The 16,234-nt window shown below is 62.4% G+C and carries 17 protein-coding genes; 6 read left to right on the top strand and 11 right to left on the bottom strand.

All coding sequences use genetic code 11. From position 1 onward, the window contains the following. Nucleotides 1-12 precede the first annotated feature (12 nt). Nucleotides 13-1,392: a sensor domain-containing diguanylate cyclase gene (locus tag I554_RS0106220; RefSeq protein ID WP_244432722.1), complete on the top strand. Its 1,380-nt coding sequence runs from the start codon at nucleotides 13-15 to the stop codon at nucleotides 1,390-1,392. A 158-nt stretch (nucleotides 1,393-1,550) separates the two neighbouring features. Beyond that, nucleotides 1,551-1,754, top strand: coding sequence for a hypothetical protein (locus tag I554_RS0106215; RefSeq protein WP_024575912.1), 204 nt, complete (start codon nucleotides 1,551-1,553; stop codon nucleotides 1,752-1,754). A 245-nt stretch (nucleotides 1,755-1,999) separates the two neighbouring features. On the opposite strand, the gene I554_RS0106210 is transcribed toward I554_RS0106215, so the two are convergent. The 4 genes from I554_RS0106210 to I554_RS0106195 all read right to left on the bottom strand — a co-directional run bounded on the left by I554_RS0106210 (nucleotide 2,000) and on the right by I554_RS0106195 (nucleotide 6,990). After that, entirely contained in the window at nucleotides 2,000-3,328 is a 1,329-nt protein-coding gene (locus I554_RS0106210; RefSeq protein ID WP_024575913.1) for a serine hydrolase, read from the bottom strand. Between the two features lie 151 nt (nucleotides 3,329-3,479). After that, nucleotides 3,480-3,875 (bottom strand): BA14K family protein, encoded by a 396-nt coding sequence (locus I554_RS0106205; protein ID WP_024575914.1) that lies wholly within the window; start codon nucleotides 3,873-3,875, stop codon nucleotides 3,480-3,482. 172 nt (nucleotides 3,876-4,047) lie between these two features. After that, entirely contained in the window at nucleotides 4,048-5,733 is a 1,686-nt protein-coding gene (locus I554_RS0106200; RefSeq protein ID WP_024575915.1) for a glycosyltransferase family 39 protein, read from the bottom strand. A gap of 147 nt (nucleotides 5,734-5,880) precedes the next feature. Then, complete coding sequence (locus tag I554_RS0106195; protein WP_024575916.1) at nucleotides 5,881-6,990, bottom strand: AAA family ATPase; 1,110 nt, start codon at nucleotides 6,988-6,990, stop codon at nucleotides 5,881-5,883. A gap of 194 nt (nucleotides 6,991-7,184) precedes the next feature. Here I554_RS0106195 and I554_RS0106190 point away from each other — a divergent pair, with 194 nt between their 5' ends. The 4 genes from I554_RS0106190 (at nucleotide 7,185) to I554_RS0106175 (ending at nucleotide 9,677) form a co-directional block, all read left to right on the top strand. Then, a complete protein-coding gene (locus I554_RS0106190) occupies nucleotides 7,185-7,577 on the top strand; it encodes a DUF4345 domain-containing protein (protein WP_024575917.1) in 393 nt (130 codons plus the stop codon). Beyond that, entirely contained in the window at nucleotides 7,567-7,752 is a 186-nt protein-coding gene (locus I554_RS26790; RefSeq protein ID WP_152527653.1) for a hypothetical protein, read from the top strand. Before I554_RS0106190 ends, I554_RS26790 begins: the two co-directional genes overlap by 11 nt. A 129-nt stretch (nucleotides 7,753-7,881) precedes the next feature. Further along, nucleotides 7,882-9,120 carry a PLP-dependent aminotransferase family protein gene (locus I554_RS0106180; protein ID WP_024575918.1) on the top strand — a complete coding sequence of 413 codons (1,239 nt, stop codon included), beginning with the start codon at nucleotides 7,882-7,884 and terminating at the stop codon, nucleotides 9,118-9,120. Between the two features lie 5 nt (nucleotides 9,121-9,125). Further along, nucleotides 9,126-9,677 carry an SRPBCC family protein gene (locus I554_RS0106175; protein ID WP_024575919.1) on the top strand — a complete coding sequence of 184 codons (552 nt, stop codon included), beginning with the start codon at nucleotides 9,126-9,128 and terminating at the stop codon, nucleotides 9,675-9,677. 31 nt (nucleotides 9,678-9,708) lie between these two features. On the opposite strand, the gene I554_RS0106170 is transcribed toward I554_RS0106175, so the two are convergent. From I554_RS0106170 to I554_RS0106140, 7 genes are all read right to left on the bottom strand, one after another. Next, a complete protein-coding gene (locus tag I554_RS0106170) occupies nucleotides 9,709-11,085 on the bottom strand; it encodes a sigma-54 dependent transcriptional regulator (protein WP_024575920.1) in 1,377 nt (458 codons plus the stop codon). A 68-nt stretch (nucleotides 11,086-11,153) separates the two neighbouring features. Then, entirely contained in the window at nucleotides 11,154-11,507 is a 354-nt protein-coding gene (fliN, locus tag I554_RS0106165) for a flagellar motor switch protein FliN (RefSeq protein ID WP_024575921.1), read from the bottom strand. Then, complete coding sequence (locus I554_RS0106160; RefSeq protein WP_024575922.1) at nucleotides 11,504-12,151, bottom strand: FliH/SctL family protein; 648 nt, start codon at nucleotides 12,149-12,151, stop codon at nucleotides 11,504-11,506. The genes fliN and I554_RS0106160 overlap by 4 nt, the downstream gene beginning before the upstream one ends. Continuing rightward, nucleotides 12,151-13,251, bottom strand: a complete 1,101-nt coding sequence (gene fliG, locus I554_RS0106155; RefSeq protein ID WP_024575923.1) for a flagellar motor switch protein FliG — start codon at nucleotides 13,249-13,251, stop codon at nucleotides 12,151-12,153. The genes I554_RS0106160 and fliG overlap by 1 nt, the downstream gene beginning before the upstream one ends. A gap of 6 nt (nucleotides 13,252-13,257) precedes the next feature. Next, nucleotides 13,258-14,874 carry a flagellar basal-body MS-ring/collar protein FliF gene (gene fliF / locus I554_RS0106150; RefSeq protein ID WP_024575924.1) on the bottom strand — a complete coding sequence of 539 codons (1,617 nt, stop codon included), beginning with the start codon at nucleotides 14,872-14,874 and terminating at the stop codon, nucleotides 13,258-13,260. Between the two features lie 175 nt (nucleotides 14,875-15,049). Beyond that, a complete protein-coding gene (locus tag I554_RS0106145) occupies nucleotides 15,050-15,325 on the bottom strand; it encodes a DUF1153 domain-containing protein (RefSeq protein ID WP_002714638.1) in 276 nt (91 codons plus the stop codon). Between the two features lie 200 nt (nucleotides 15,326-15,525). After that, nucleotides 15,526-16,230, bottom strand: coding sequence for a flagellar hook capping FlgD N-terminal domain-containing protein (locus I554_RS0106140; RefSeq protein WP_024575925.1), 705 nt, complete (start codon nucleotides 16,228-16,230; stop codon nucleotides 15,526-15,528). Nucleotides 16,231-16,234 lie beyond the last annotated feature (4 nt).

Here is a 16,234-nt window from a genome sequence, read left to right as displayed (position 1 = left end):
TGCGGCAGCGTCATGCTGGACATGCGCAGCGGCGAACAGGCGCTGGCGCTGCGGTCCATGGAAAACCTCGCCACAACGATCGATTCTGACATCAGCCGCAACATCGAACTCTACGATCTGTCGCTCCGCAATGTCGCGAGCAACATGATCGAGCCGGAGCTTGCCGGTGTCAGCAAGCGGTTGCTAAATCTTATTCTGTTCGACCACGCGGCCACCGCGAAACACTTTGGCGCCATCCAGGTGTTCGACGCCGCGGGGAAACTTATCCACGATTCGGCGACCTACGATCCGAATCCGGAAAATCGCGCCGACGAGGACTATTTCACGGTGCACCGGGACAATCCCAACGCCGGTCTGTTCATCGGCCGGCCAGGTCTGCATCGCGGTGCTTACGCGATCGTTCTCAGCCGCCGGATCACAGGCAGGGACGGCGCCTTTCTCGGCGTGGTTGTGGGCTCCTTGCGGTTCAGCTACTTCCACGACCTGTTCGAGCGCCTCAGCCTTGCAGCGGACGATGTTATCAGCGTGATCCGGCGGGATGGCGTGGTGATCATGAGGACGCCATTCGATCTGGATGTGATCGGCAGGGACCTGAGCCAGAGTCCCGGTGTCAAACGCGTCCTCGTGGAACAGAGCGGATCGTTTGAAGGGTCCGGCGCGATCGATCCGATCAAGCGTCTCTATGTGTGGCGCGACAGCAGCCATCCATTGATCGTTATCGTCGGCAAATCCTGGACTGACATCTTCGCCATCTGGCGCAGCCAGGCGCTGCGGGTCGGCGGGATCATGCTGGCGCTGATTGCGTTTGTTGCCGGTGCGACGATGATCCTCGTGCGTGAAATCAAGCGGCGCGGGCGCGCCGAGGACAGGCTTGCAGAACTTGCGATCACCGATGCGCTGACCGGCCTCAGGAACCGCCGCAAGTTCAATCAGGTCATCGAACGGGAGTGGTCGCGGGCGCAGCGGCGTCAGGAGCCGCTCGCGCTTCTCATGATCGATGCCGATCACTTCAAGACCTACAACGACATGTTCGGCCATCAGGCCGGCGATCAGGTGCTGGTCCGGATTGCGGCCAGCATCGCCGGCGCGGTCCGGCACACGGGGGATTGCGCTGCGCGCTACGGCGGCGAGGAATTCGCGGTGTTGCTGCCGGGCCTTTCCACGGACGCGGCGTTTGCCGTCGGAGAAAGTATCCGCACCAAGGTGGAAATGCTGTCCGCCGACAAATGGGCCACCACCGTCAGCATTGGGGTCACCAGTCTCGTGCCGAGCGCATCGCTGCAGCCGGCGGATCTGATTGAGGCTGCAGATAAGGCGCTTTATGAGGCCAAGTCGCGCGGGCGCAATCAGTCCGTGCCCGCGCCCCGAGGACACCTGTCGCGCGTTGCGTGACTGCGCCTGGGCCTTGCTCAATCAAGCAGTGGGTAAACCGGCCGGGCTCTTGACAGTTTCTGCAGACAAAGAACAAATAGAGAACATAAAATCAGGTCGCGACTCGCCGGGCGAGATGTCCGGTGTGCCGGAATCTCTGCCAGCATCGGAAAGTCATCATGTTCACACTGGCCACCCAACAGGACATCGACCGTTACGACCGCGCCGTCGACAGTGCGATCGCGACCTGCGGCGGCGATCTGCGCGGCGCGCTCAAGGCGCTGATCATCGCCAATGAATATCTGGAGGAGGAGTTACGGCAGGTGCTGGATGCGGTGTCTGCGCACGCCGTGACCGCGATGCCGCGTAGGGATGTGGCTTAGTAAGGCTCCGGCCGACAACGAGGGAGCTATCCAAGATTATGATGTCATCCCCGCGAAAGCGGGGAGCCATAATCACTGAGCTTTCCATTTGCGAGAGATGCCTGAGCGATCATCCCGCCATCATCTCGGCATTTGATGGTTATGGGTCCCCGCTTTCGCGGGGACGACACCGAAAATTGGTCAGGCCTCGCGCATCAAGGTCTGATTTGTCATACGGGTACCGCGCACGTGCGCGCGAGACGCGCCTACTTCATCAATTCCTTCGCCAGCGCCATGTACATCGGCAGCGAGACCGGATCGTTGGCGGCATTGGCTGCCATTGGATGCGAGGCGTATCGCGCGATCACCATCTCGGCGGTCGGATCGACATAGATGCTCTGGCCGTAGATGCCACGTGCCGTATAGGCATTATGCTCGTTGTGGGTGATCCACCACATGTCGCGATAGGACCAGCCCTTCAGCAGCGTGTAACCGGCCTTGGCGAAGTCGTCCTTCTTGCCGCCCTGGGTGATGTCGGCGACGGCGGCTTCCGGAATGACCTGCTGGCCGTTGAACTTGCCCTTGTTGCGCATCATCTCGCCAAAGCGCGCGAGATCGCGCAGCGCGGTGTTGTAGCCGCCGCCGCCAGATTCGGTGCCGATGCTGTCGACCATGAAGTAACCGTCCTGCTCCGCCCCGAGCTTCGACCAGATCTCCGAGGACAGCAGTGCGGCCAGCGACTGCCCGGAGGCACGCTTGACGATCCAGGCAAGAACTTCGGCGTTCGCCGTCTTGTAAGCGAAGGCCTGTCCGTGCTCGCCTTCCTTGTTCAGCTTGACGAGGAAGTCGTAGAAACTGCGCGGCCCCTGATAACCGGGCGCGATCGGCATCATGCCGCCGGCACGGGCATAGTCGAACACCTCGGCGTTCGGATCGGAATAGTTCTCCGAGAACTTCACGCCGATGGTCATGTCCATCACCTGGCGCACGGTGGCATCGCCATAGGCCGTGTCCTTCAGTTCGGGCACATACTTCGTGACGGGGGCTGCGGGATCGAGCTTGCCGTTGGCCGCGAGCACCGCCGCCAGCGTGCCGACGAACGACTTCGTCACCGAGAACGCGATGTGCGGCAGTTGCGGGCTGCCTTCCCCAAAATACTTTTCATAGACGATCTTGCCCTTGTGCAGCACCACGATGCCGTCGGTATAGGTCAACTGCATTGCGTCGTTGAAGGTGATCGCCTTGCCGTCCATCGTTGTGATGGCGACGGCGCCGAGATCCTTTTCGGCGCGCGGCAGCGGCACGACGGGTCCTTCGCCGCGCGACACTGTCGCGGTCGGCATCAGTTCGCGGAAATGGCTGAACGACCAGCGCGTGTTCGGGAAACGTGACGACGACCCATCGATAAAGCGGATGGTCTTGTCCGGCGGGGGCGGAAAGCCCTGCATCAGGCCGAGCGTCTTCGGATCGGTCTGCGCCGCCGTCGGAAGCGGCTGGGCGGTCTGCGCGTTCAGGGCCGTCGAAGACAGCGTGCCTGCTCCCGTGAGCGCGAGCAGGGCGGCGGCATATCGTGCGGCGTGCGTGCGGATGGTCATGGCATTTCCCCGGTGGTCGTTCTTGTCGGTGGCGAAGCCTATCCGAGCACCTCATTCCGAACCACAGATATTGCGCCGCTTTGTGCAACAAAAAACCGCGAGACGAATGTCTCGCGGTTTTCGTGATCGTTCAGAATTCAGGGAGGAAAACTTACGGGCAGGGATAACGGTTGCCGTCGTTGTTGAGATAGGTGCCCGACGCGGGATCGTAAGAGCGATAGCGCTGCGCGCAATAGGCTGCATTCTGCTGGGCCTGCGCCTGCGACGAGGCAATGGCGCCACCGATGATCGCGCCCGCGGCGAGGCCGATGCCGACGCCCGCCGCCGTGCTGCCGTAGCCGCGCCGATAGTAGCCGCCGCGATAGCCATAACGGGGACCGTAGCCGTAACGGCGAACCGGATAGTACTGAACGTTCTCAACGTTGCCTGAAGCCGCGCCGGACAGCATCGTGTTGTTCATCAGCGGGGCCGCGGTCGCGGGTTGCGGGACGGCGAGGGCTGCCGAACCGGCAAGCAGAGCGGCGGCGAGAAGTTTTGTTGTTCGCATGTATTTTCCTTCAGTGCACGAGAGGTAAGGTGGAGGTTTGAAATGCGACGTCGCGAGGCGGAGTGTCGCTGGGGCATGTCAAAGGTAACCCCTTGCGGAGCAAAAGGTTTCGTATCATTGCACCTCAACCGCGATTGCCGGACAAAAGTCCGTGTGCTCTGCGCGGACGCGATTATTCTTCCTGTTCGCGAATCCGGCGGCGGTCCTTCACCACGCCGATGGTCACGCCCATGCGTTCGACCTTCGCGATCACTTTCCCCGCCAGAATGCGGTCGCAATTCATGTGCGTTGGTGCAATGTAGAAATCCGCCAGCCGCCAGTCATACATCTTGATCCATTGCAGATTGGGCCGCGCGTATTCTTCATAAGAGACACGCTCGCCGCAGACGGCGACACGATACGGTTTGGTCTGAGCGGTCGCGGGCTCGGTGCGGTCGAGGAAATCGTGCAGCTCCTCGACAGCCTCCGGCATGCTGTTGACCCAGTAATCGGTGACGAAGCGCCGGGAGGCGCCTTCGAGTCCGCCCACAAGCTGGTTGTAATAGAGATACTCGTAGGGATGCAGGTGATAGAGCTTGCCCGCCGTCCACGTGTAGCAGGTGGCGACAACCGCGAGCCAGACGATCAGGACATTGCGATGCAGGCGCGCAAGTGCGCCGATCGAGGCGCTGAGGCCGACGCCAGCAAGAATTGTGATCGGCGGAAACACGAACAGGAAATGGCGGCAGCCGTCGAATGCGGGTCCTTCGACGACGACCTGACACGCCACCGGGAAGATCGCGGCGAATGCGATCAGGCCAAGTTCGCGGCGCGGTGCACCGCTGATGCCGCCAAGGCGCGCCGGCAGGGCGATCAGCACCAGCGAGAGCAGCGTTGCGCCGAGCGTCAGCAGCGGCAGCCGGATCGCGATATAGGTCGGCACATAGGCGCGCGGCACGTCGGCCATCTCGTAGACCTTGCCGAACAGGATCGTGCGGATGTGATAGTGAAACTCGCTGAATGAAAGCAGTCCGCGCACCGGATTAAGCGGCGACAGCGCCGCCCACGGCCATGCCGCGATCATGATGAGATATGCAATCACCAGCGCCGGCAGGAACCACAGTGCCGAGCGCATCGCGAACCGTGCGCGCTCATGCCAGTGCCCGATCACCGGACGCGGCAGATTGATCAGGACGGCGAGGGCGAGATATCCGATCAGCAGCAGGCTGAGCGACCTGATGCCGAGCGCGGCGCCGGTCATCACGCCGAACCCGATCACATCGCGCATGCGCGGTGTCGGCAGGTTTCGGCTGGCGCGGATCAGGAAATACAGCGCACCGGCCATGAAGGCGGCGAGCGGAATGCCCTTGGTGTGGTTGTACATCGCGCCGTACCACGATCCGCACAGCGCCAGCACCACGATGGTGAAGAAGGCGGCGCGCGGGTTCGCGATCAGCCGCGCGGTGGCAGCGGCGGCGCCGACTCCGCCAATCCCGATCAGCGCGCACAACAGGTGACGCAGTTCGTACTGATCGACGGGAATGATGTAGCTCAGGCCAAGGCCGAGGAGGTCGAACAGTCCGCCGTAGAGATAGAGGTTGTCGAGCTTGAACAGCGACAGGTCGGTGAAGCCGCTCTTGTAATAGGCGATGATCAGTTCGCCGTAGCGATGCTGGACGCCCTCGTCATTGGAGATCGCGTAATCCTGGAAGGTCCACAGCGCGATGACGACAAGCGCGGCCAGCGAGACGCAGGAGGCGAGATCGTAGGGATTGCACTGGCTGAGCCAGCGGACGCACCGCGTCAGCAGGTTGCCGGAGGCGGAACCCGCGAGATTGCGGCCGGAGATTTCCAGCTCGCCACTTACGGAATCGGTCATCCCCCTGCGGTCCTCAGCCTGCGCGCGCCGTGCCCCACGGCGAAGCCGGCATCTGCGGCCAGCTTGGGGTTGACCATAGGTGCTAATGATAGGACGGCTCAAGAAAATTGCGTTTTGCGATGCGGAAACCGGCGTCGGCAAAAAGTATCAGACAACCACCGTTAACCGTTTCGCGGCGCGGGTGATGCCGGTGTAGAGCCAGCGGGCGCGGCTGTCCTGGAAGGCGAAGCTTTCGTCGAACAGCACGACATCGTTCCACTGCGAGCCTTGGGATTTGTGCACGGTCAGCACATAGCCGTAATCGAACTCGTCGTAGGGCCGGCGCTGCTCCCATGGAATGTCCTCGATGCCGCCGCTGAAACAGTCCTGCCGCACCGACACCTTTGTGACCTTCGCGCCGAATTCCTCGTCCGGCGACAGCCGCATGGTGAGGATTTTCGACTTTGACGGCGTGCGCGACTTCACCCGCCACAGCCCGCCGTTGAACAGCGCTTTCTTGCGGTTGTTGCGCAGGCAGACGAGCTTGTCGCCGGCCACCGGCAACGGATCCTCGATGCCTTGTTTCTGACGGACGCGTATATTGTAGGCACGGCGGGTGTTGTTGCGCCCGACCAGAACCTGATCCGCCGCCATCACGCGATCCGGATCGAGTGCGTCGCGCCGTACCACTTCGCTTTCGCCGAAGGTGCCGAGGTCGAGCTGACGCCCTTCGCGGACCGCCATCGACATCCGCACGATCGGGTCGTCCTGCGCTTGCCGGTGAACCTCGGTGAGCATCGCGTCCGGTTCGGCGTCGGTGAAAAAGCCGCCGCCCTGGATCGGCGGCAATTGCGCCGGATCACCGAGCACCAGCAGCGGACAATCGAACGACATCAGGTCGCGGCCGAGTTCCGCGTCGACCATCGAGCATTCGTCGATCACGATCAGCTTGGCCTTGGAGGCGGGCGCATCGTCCCACAATTCAAAGCTCGGCTGCTCCTCGCCGGATTCGCGGGTGCGGTAGATCAGGGAATGAATCGTGGAGGCGTTGTCGCAACCCTTGTTGCGCATCACCAGCGCGGCTTTCCCGGTGAACGCTGCGTATTTCACATTGCCGTTGACGCCGTCGGCGATATGCCGCGCCAGGGTGGTCTTGCCGGTGCCGGCAAAGCCGAATAGCCGGAACACAGGCGGCGTGCCGTTCTTGCCCGGCCTGGCCTTGAGCCAGTCGGCGACGGCGCGAAGCGCCTGATCCTGATGCGGCGTGAAGGAGGTCATCGTGATGTGCTGGATACTTCAAATAAGATGAACCGCAAGCGGATAAGCTGCCGCAAGCGGGGCCTAGGTGCATACCTGACTCGCGGCATTTATGATGATAAATAATAAGGCGTTTCGTGACGAAACATCCGTCGCCATCGCAGCCGCTTCCCATATATGGTTCGGCCTGACAATCCCAATCAACCCGGTGCGCTATGGAACGGCTTTTTCTTCAGATTGCCACCGCTTTCAGCGCACTGGTGTTGCTCGGGCTGGGTCTGTGCGGGGTGATCCTTGGCGTGCAGTTCCTGCACGGCGTTGGCACCATCACGGTCGACAACTATTTTCGGCTTCTCTCGGGCATGATGACTGGAATGGGCATCGTGCTTCTGGCCTCGATCCCGCATGTCGAGCGGTATCGTGAGCGATTTGGGATTCTGACGCTGATGATCGTCCTGGGTGGTCTGGCGGAACTCTACTCGGTGGTACTTCACGGCATCCCGAGCATCGGGACGATGTTCGGCATGTTCATGACACTGATCTACGCGCCGCTGCTGTGGCTGCTGCAACGGCACGTCGCCAAACGCGCCGCTCTGGATGCACACTGACAGCCGCTCAACGATGGTGGAAATCCTCAAGCGCGTGTTTGTCGGACTCGTTGTCGCCTTTGTCGCGATCGTGTTGGGCCTGTTCGCCTACAATTTCTATCTCCGCTCGACGGCGGGCGACGATCCCGCGCCGCCGGTGATCTATGAGCGCTCCAACCGGCCGTCCCGCGCCTGAAGCGCTGCGGCGGCGATGCCGGTTGCCTAATCGCGGATCGTTTCTGTAAGTTGGCGTCATATAACCGGTGTAAACCCGGCCATGAGGGTGTCCCTCATGCAAAACAACAACAAACGGGGAGACGCCGTCATGAGTTCAGGTTCGTTCGATTTCACGCCGCTGCTGGCCAAGGGACTGCCGCCTGCGGCGGCGAAATGGAACGACTTCCCCCGATACAATTTCGTCGGCGGCAACAATGACGCCGATCAGGTGCCGGTAGACCGGCTGCTGGCGGCATCGACGGCCGTGCTGACGCGGGAAGGCGCAACGCTCGCCACCTACGGTCTCAACAGCGGACCGCTCGGCTATCGTCCGCTGCGCGAATTTCTGGTCGGCAAGCTGAAGCGCGATGCAGGTATCACCTGCACCGCAGATGAAATCCTCATCACATCGGGTTCGCTGCAAGGCCTCGACCTGGTCAACGCGCTTCTCACATCGCCGGGCGACACCGTGCTGATCGAGCAGGAGTGTTACCAGGGATCGATCACGCGGCTGGTCCGGCGCGGCGTCAACATCGTGGGCATTCCGCTCGATGACGGCGGCATGCGGATTGATGGGGTCGCATCCGCGCTCGCAGACCTCAAGAGCAAAGGCATCCGGCCGAAATACATCTACACCATCCCGACGGTGCAGAATCCCACCGGCACCATCATGAGCCAGCAGCGCCGCGCCGAGCTGCTCAAATTGTCGGAAGAGTATGGCGTGCCGATCTTTGAGGACGATTGCTACGCTGACCTGATCTGGAGCGGCCAGCGTCCGCCTGCGCTGTACGCCATGAGCAAGGCTGGAGGCGTCATTTACATCGGGTCGTTTTCCAAGTCGGTCGCGCCTGCGCTGCGCGTCGGCTACATCGTGGCGCCATGGGAAGTGCTGTCGCGCATCCTGCCGATCAAGACCGACGCGGGCTCCGGCGCGCTGGAGCAGATGGTGCTGGCGGAATTCTGCACCGCGCATTTCAACGACCATGTGCCGAAACTGGCGCGGGGCCTGCGCGTCAAGCTGGAAGCGATGATGGAGGCGCTGGCCGAGCAGTTCGGCACCGCTGCCGAGTTCGACGATCCGCCGGGCGGAATCTTTCTCTGGGTCAAGCTGCCCGATAACGTTGATACCATGAAGCTTTATCAGGCCGCGCTGGCCTCAGGCATCGCGATCAATCCCGGCACCGAGTGGTCGGTCAATGCCGGTCACAGCAGAAGCCGGCTGCGGCTGTGTTTCGCCAGTCCGTCGGTGCAGGACATCCGCGACGGCGTTGCCGCGCTGGCCGAGGTCTGCCGCAAGGAGTTCGGCGTGCCCAGCCGCAGCTCGAACGTGGAACGGGACAGAGGCTAGCCATCATGATGCAGAAGGTCCTGATCGGCCTGATCGCCACCATCGGCTCATTTCTCGCGTTGATCCTGTTGCAGCCGTCCGAATATCGGGTCTCGCGCACCACGGTCATGTCCGCGCCCGCGCCGGATGTTTTCGCGCAGATCGACGACCTGCGCCGCTGGCAGGCGTGGTCGCCCTGGGCCAAGCGTGATCCGAAGGCGAAAGTGTCGTTCGACGGACCCGCCAGTGGCAAGGGCGCGATGTTCGCATGGTCGGGCAACAACGAGGTGGGCGAGGGCCGCATGACGCTGACGGAAAGTCAGTCCGGCGAGCATGTGAAGATCAAGACGGATTTTGTGAAACCGTTCGTCGGCACCAGCTATTCGGATTTTTCATTGAAGCCGGAAGGTGGTGCTACGTCCGTGTCCTGGACGATCTCCGGCCAGAACGATTTCATCGCCAAGGTAATTTGCATGTTCGTCAGCATGGACAAGGTGCTGGGCGGTGAAATGGATAAGGGACTCGCCAGCATGAAGCAACTGGTGGAAGCGGACACAAAAAGGCCGGCGCAGAAATAGGCCCGCGCCGGCTCAATTCTCTCAGTTGTGATCAGGCCGCTGCGACACCGCGCAGTTCGCCGGAGCCCGGCGGCGGAATCGGCTGACCGTCGTCGGCGTACTCGTTGAGCTTGTTGCGCAGCGTGCGGATCGAGATGCCGAGAATGTTCGCAGCATGGGTGCGGTTTCCGAGGCAGTGCTTCAGCGTCTCGAGGATCAGGTCGCGTTCGACATCGGCCACGGTGCGGCCGACCAGCGCGCGGGTCACCTGTTCAGCGGCGAAGGTTGCATGCGCCACCGCGGGCGGCGTCTTCGCCGTGTCGAGACGGTCGCCGTCCGGCGAAATGATCGCGTCCGGTCCGATCTCGTCGCCGCTGGCCATCAGCACCGCGCGGTGCATGGTGTTTTCCAGCTCCCGGACGTTGCCTTGCCAGCGGTTGGTGGTCAGCACGCGGCGCGCTTCCGCCGAAATCGGCCGCAGCGGCACGCCATTGGCGTCGGCATACTTCTTGGCGAAATGTTGCGCCAGTTCGAGAATGTCGGCGGGGCGGTCACGCAGCGCCGGAATTTTCAGGTTCACGACGTTGAGCCGGAACAGCAGGTCCTCGCGGAATTTGCCTTCCTTGACGGCGTCGGCGAGATTGCGGTTCGAGGTTGCGATGATGCGGATGTCCACCGGCACCGGGCGGGTGCCGCCAACGCGGTCGATCACGCGCTCCTGAATTGCGCGCAGCAGCTTTGATTGCAGCCGCACGTCCATTTCCGAGACTTCGTCGAGCAGCAGCGTGCCGCCGGTGGCTTCCTCGAACTTGCCGATGCGCCGTGCGATCGCTCCAGTAAACGAGCCCTTCTCGTGGCCGAACAGTTCGGACTCCAGAAGGTGTTCCGGGATCGCAGCACAGTTGATCGAGATGAACGGCTTCCGGGCGCGGTTGGAGCGGGTGTGGACATAGCGTGCCAGCACTTCCTTGCCGGTGCCGGATTCGCCGGTGATCATCACTGATGCATCAGAGCCTGCGATCTGCTGTGCCAGCTTTACAACTTTGGCCATGGCGTCGTCGCGATAGATCAGGTCGCGCGAGTCGTTGGCGACCGCGGCCAGCACCGCTGCGATCAGTTCCGGATCGGGCGGCAGCGGGATGTATTCTTTCGCACCGGCATGGATGGCGGCGACCGCGGCGCGGGCATCGGTGGTGATGCCGCAGGCGACGATCGGCACATGGATATGTTCGGCCTCCAGGCGGATCACGAGATCGCGGATGTCGAGGGCGACATCGACCAGCAGCAGGTCGGCGCCCTTGCCGCCGCGCACCACACGCATCGCCTGTTCACTGTCTTCGGCGTGGGTCACCGTCGCGCCATTGTCCATGGCGATCTTGGTGGCGGTGGTAAGCTGGCCCTTGAGTGTGCCAACGATGAGAAGCCGCATGGTGGTCTCCTGTTATTAAGTCTTGCGAGTGGTCCGGGCCATTTTCGGCCTCGGTTTGCTCAAATGGATCAGGCGCGTTCCGCCTTGATGATTTCGGTCATGGTGACGCCGAGCTTGTCCTCGACGAGAACGACTTCGCCGCGCGCGACCAGCCGGTTGTTGACGTAGATGTCGATGGATTCGCCGACGCGGCGGTCCAGTTCGAGCACGGTGCCGGGGCCGAGCCGCAGCAGATCGGCGACGTCCATCTTGGAGCGGCCGAGGACCGCCGAGACCTGAACCGGGACGTCGAACACCGCTTCAAGATCGGAGGCGATGCGTCCGACATGATCGTCGTCATCGTAATAGTTCTGATCCTCAGCGACCGGCGTATCGGCGGCGTTGAGATCGGGAAGCGGAACGGTGCTGTCTGTGTCGCTCATGGTCGGTCCTCATGGCCGGGAAGCCCGGCCTGATTGCGGGACGCGAGATAGCGCCCCACGAGTTCATTGATCTTCGCATCGATGGTGGCGCGATCTAGGGTCACGCCGCCGTCGGCCCATTCGATCTTGCAGTCGCCGCTGGCGATGTCCGGCTCGGCCAGGATCACGAGCTTTCCTTCGAAGCCGTTGCGCTTCGCCAGTTGTTCGATCTGCGCGCGCGCGGCGTCATACAGCGAGTCGTTGATCCTCACCACGATATGAGGGGTTGCGGTCAGATGACGAAAGCAGTCGCTAACCAGCGCCATGACCTCGGTGAGCGGCTCGGCAGCGATCATCTCCGCGCACAGCTTGCGGGCGACCGAGAGCGCGACATCGACAGCTTCGGTCTCCATCCGCTCCTCGATGGTCGAGAAGCGGCCGGCAATGGCCCTGATCGAAATTCCGATTTCCTCGAGCGCCAGCGCCGCGCGCCGGTCGCTCTCCGCCTTGGCTTCATTCCGCGCGGCGTCGAAACCGGCGCGATAGGCCCGTGCTTCCGCTTCCGCGATCTGCTGTGCGACCTCGACGGCGGTTGCGGCGCGCTCCTTGGCGACGTCCGGCGCCGCGAAGTCGAGATCGAACAGGAATTTTGCGGGTGCGCCCATCAGTACACCAACTCGTCGTCAGCACGGTTTTTCTGCAGCATGATTTCGCCCTTGGCCGCGAGGTCCTTGGCGAGATTGACCAGCAGCGCCTGCGCCTCGTCGACATCGCGCAACCGGACGGGGCCGGCCGCGGCCATGTCGTCCTGCAGCATCTTGGCGGCGCGGCTCGACATGTTGCCCATGAAGAAGTCGCGCACGGTCTCGTTGGCGCCCTTCAGCGCGATACCGAGCTTGTCCTTGTCGACATGGCGCATCAGAGTCTGGGCCGACCCGGCATCGAGCTTGACGAGGTCGTCGAATGTGAACATCAGCGCCTTGATGCGCTCGGCGGCCTCGCGATTGTCCTCTTCAAGCGAGGTGATGAAGCGGGTCTCGGTCTGGCGGTCGAAATTGTTGAAGATTTCCGCCATCACCTCATGGGCGTCGCGGCGGCGGGTCTGCGACAGGTTCGACATGAACTCGACACGCAGGGTCTGCTCGACGCGCTCGATGACTTCCTTCTGTACCGCTTCCATCTTCAGCATGCGGTTGACGACGTCGAGCGCCATGTCCTCGGGCAGGATCGCCAGCACGCGCGCAGCATGCTCGGGCTTCAGCTTGGACAGCACGACGGCGATGGTCTGCGGGTATTCGTTCTTGAGGTAGTTGGCGAGAACCTCTTCCTGCACGTTGGAGAGCTTCTCCCACATGTTGCGGCCGGCGGGACCGCGGATTTCATCCATGATGCCGTTGACGCGGTCGGAAGGCAGGTACTGCTGCAACAGCCGCTCGGTGGCGTCGAAGTTGCCCATCAGCGCGCCGGAGGCCGACATCCGCGAGACGAATTCCAGCATCAGGTCTTCGACCACGTCGGCTTCGACGGTCCCCAGCGAGGACATCACCAGTGACAGCTCGCGCACCTCGTCGTCATCCAGCATCGACCAGATCTTGCCGCCGTATTGTTCGCCCAGCGCCAGCATCATGATGGCGGCGCGCTTCGGCCCGGACATCGGCGTGGTCTTGGCGCGGCCTTTCTGGCGGCTGGCCAGGGTGGCGACGACGCCGGCGATGTCGTTGGTGTTCTGGGCGTTGTTGTTGGTGAGCGCGGGTGCGTTTGCCATGTCGGATCAGGCCGGTTCTGAAAGCCACTGACGAATGATAGAAGCTGTTTCGTTCGGGTTGCGGTCGGCGAGTTCGCCGACGCGGTGCACGGACTGGGCGTGCACCTGGCCCTGGACCTGCGCGACGTCGATCATCTGCGCGGTCGCATTGTTGGCGATCTGCGGCTGCGGATGGGTCGGGGCCGGCGTGGTTTCGGGCAGGGCCGGAAGCGGAGCGGGGTTGGCTGCGGCATCTGCCGCGAGCACGCGCTTGAGCAGCGGGCGCACCACCATGAACACCACGATGATGCCGAGCACGAACATCACGCCCAGTTCGACGAAGTACATGATGTCGTCCTTGGTGAACTGGAACATGCCGAGCAAGCTCTTCGGCGTCTCGGCCGGGATCACCGACGGCACTTCGGCAAAGCGCAGGTTCACGATCTCGACCTGGTCGCCGCGCTTCTGGTCGAAGCCGATCGCGGAACGGACCAGTGCGGCGATGCGGTCGAGGTCTTCTTTGGCGCGGGCGGCATAGACGATCTCGCCCTTGTCGTTCTTGGTGTAGCTGCCATCGACCAGCACCGCGACCGAGATGCGGTTGACGCGGCCGGCTTCGGTCACTTCGGTCTTGGTGACGCGGGAAATCTCGTAGTTGTTGATTTCCTCGCTCTTCTTGCTTTGGTCCTTCGGGGTGGCGCCGCCGCCCTGTCCCTGTGCACCGGGCAGTTCGTTGTTGACGGTGACCTGGCTGTCATTGGCATTGGCGGTTGCGGAGGATTCTTCGCGGGACTGGCTGGACCGCAGCACCCGGCCCTCGGGGTCGAACTTGTCTGAAGTCTGGGTGACCTTGTTGTAGTCGAAGTCCGCGGTGAGCTGTACGCGGGCCCGTCCGGAGCCGACCACCGAGGAAACGATGGCCTCGACCTGGTCGCGCATGCGCTTCTCGAACGAGGCGCGGCGCTCGTCGCCGCTGCCGCCATCGGCCGCGCCGTCGCCGGCGGCGCCGTTGGCCAGCAACTGACCGGATTCGTCGACAATGGAAACGCGCTGCGCCTTCATGCCGTTGACCGCGGAGGCAACGATATGGCGGATGGCGCGGACCTGCTGCGGTTCGAGCGCGCCGCGCACGCGCAGCACGATCGAGGCCGAGGGTTCGGGGGTTTCGCGGGAGAACAGCGGCCGTTCCGGCAGCACCAGATGCACGCGGGCGGCCTGGATGCGGTCGATGGCCTTGATGGTGCGGGCCAGTTCGCCCTCGAGGGCGCGCAGGTGGTTGATGTTCTGGACGAAGCTGGTGGACCCGAGGGCGTCGGACTTGTCGAAAATCTCGTAACCGATGCCGCCGCCCTTGGGCAGGCCGCCTTCGGCCAGCTTCATGCGCAGCCGGGTGATCTTGTCCTTCGGCACCTGGATCACGGCGCCGTCGTTCTTCATCTCGTAGGGAATGCCCTGGCGTTCCAGATCCTTGATGATCGCCGAGGAGTCTTCATAGGAGAGGTCGGTGAAGAGGGTAGCCATCGGCGGCGTGGTGACGCGCATGATGACAAAGCCGAAGAAACCGACCAGAGCCAGCGTTACGGCGGCCATTGCCGCCATCCGCGCCGCGCCCAGACCTTTCAGGAAGGAGAACAGACCCTGCAACGAACCAGCCCCACAGATTCGGTGCCACTCACCGACTGGGCAGAATTTGCCTATCTATGGTTTCCATATGGTTAACGAGGGTTAACGGGTGAGGAGAAAAAGCGGAAATGCCGAAAACCGGCTTCCCGCGAGGGAGCCGGTTTTCAGAAAATTGCGATGAAATGGTGTAGGAAGCTTACTGGCGGTATTGCTGGATGCGGGTGGTGCGCAATCCGGCCAGACCATGCTGGTCGATGGAGAACTGCCAGGACAGGAATTCGTCAACCGTCAGGGTATAACGGCTGCAGGCTTCCTCAAGGGAGAGGAGGCCCCCGCGAACCGCGGCCACAACCTCGGCCTTACGGCGGATAACCCACCGTTTGGTACCGGGCGCAGGAAGATCCGCGATCGTCAGCGGACTGCCATCGGGCCCGATGACGTACTTCACCCTCGGGCGGTGGGGTTCTGTCATGGTGTACTCACAAACTCGAAACAACTGAACTCGTGGGAACACGCTACCCCCGGCGGCTTAAAATTTACCTAAACCCAAGCCTCCAATACGATTCTCCTTCGATCTGCCCAAAACGGGACAGGCCGGTTCCGTGAGGGACCAGCCTGTGGATATGAAAAGTCTCAGTCAGGATTGCGCCGCGTCAGCGGATTGTCACATCGTCAGGTCGACGCGGCCTGCTTCACGACACGCTTGATCTGATCGACCGTGTAGTTCTTGCCGCCGATCGACAGCAGCGCCGGGCTGGCGGTGAGGTCGACGGAATCTACGGTACCTTGAACCTCGGTCGAGATCGCGACGTCCTTGCCGTTGGTGTCCTTGGCGGTGACCGTCATCTTGTAGTCACCAACCGGCCACTTGGTGCCGTCATTGCCCTTGCCATCCCAGACGAAGCTGGAATTTCCGGAGCCGATGGCGAAGCTGCCGGTGTAAGCGGTCTGACCCGCTGAGTTGGTGATGGTGATAGTCGCGCTCGAATTCTGCGGCGCGTTGAAATTCCAGGTCGCGTTGCCGTCGAAATGCGCGGTGCTGCCGTCGACGGCCACGGTCTGGCCGACGAACACCAGCGCCTGCGTCGACTGTGCGCTCTGTTCGATCTTGACCAGCGATTCAAGCTGGCTGTTCGACTTCAATTGCTGTTCGACCTGCGCGAACTGCACGAGCTGCTGTGTGAACTGGTTGGTATCCAGCGGATCGAGCGGGTTCTGGTTCTGCAACTGCGTGGTCAGCAGCATCAGAAAGGATTGAAAATTATCCGCAATGCCGGTCGAACTGCTGTTGGAGTTGCTCGAATTCGAACCGGACGAATTGTTTGTCGCGGGCGCCGACGTCGGTATCGTCGGCATGGTTGCTGCATCGACCGCCATGATG

Source organism: Afipia sp. OHSU_II-C1, assembly GCF_000497575.1.
Lineage (GTDB): Bacteria > Pseudomonadota > Alphaproteobacteria > Rhizobiales > Xanthobacteraceae > Afipia.
This window is presented reverse-complemented; position numbering and strand designations above follow the sequence as displayed.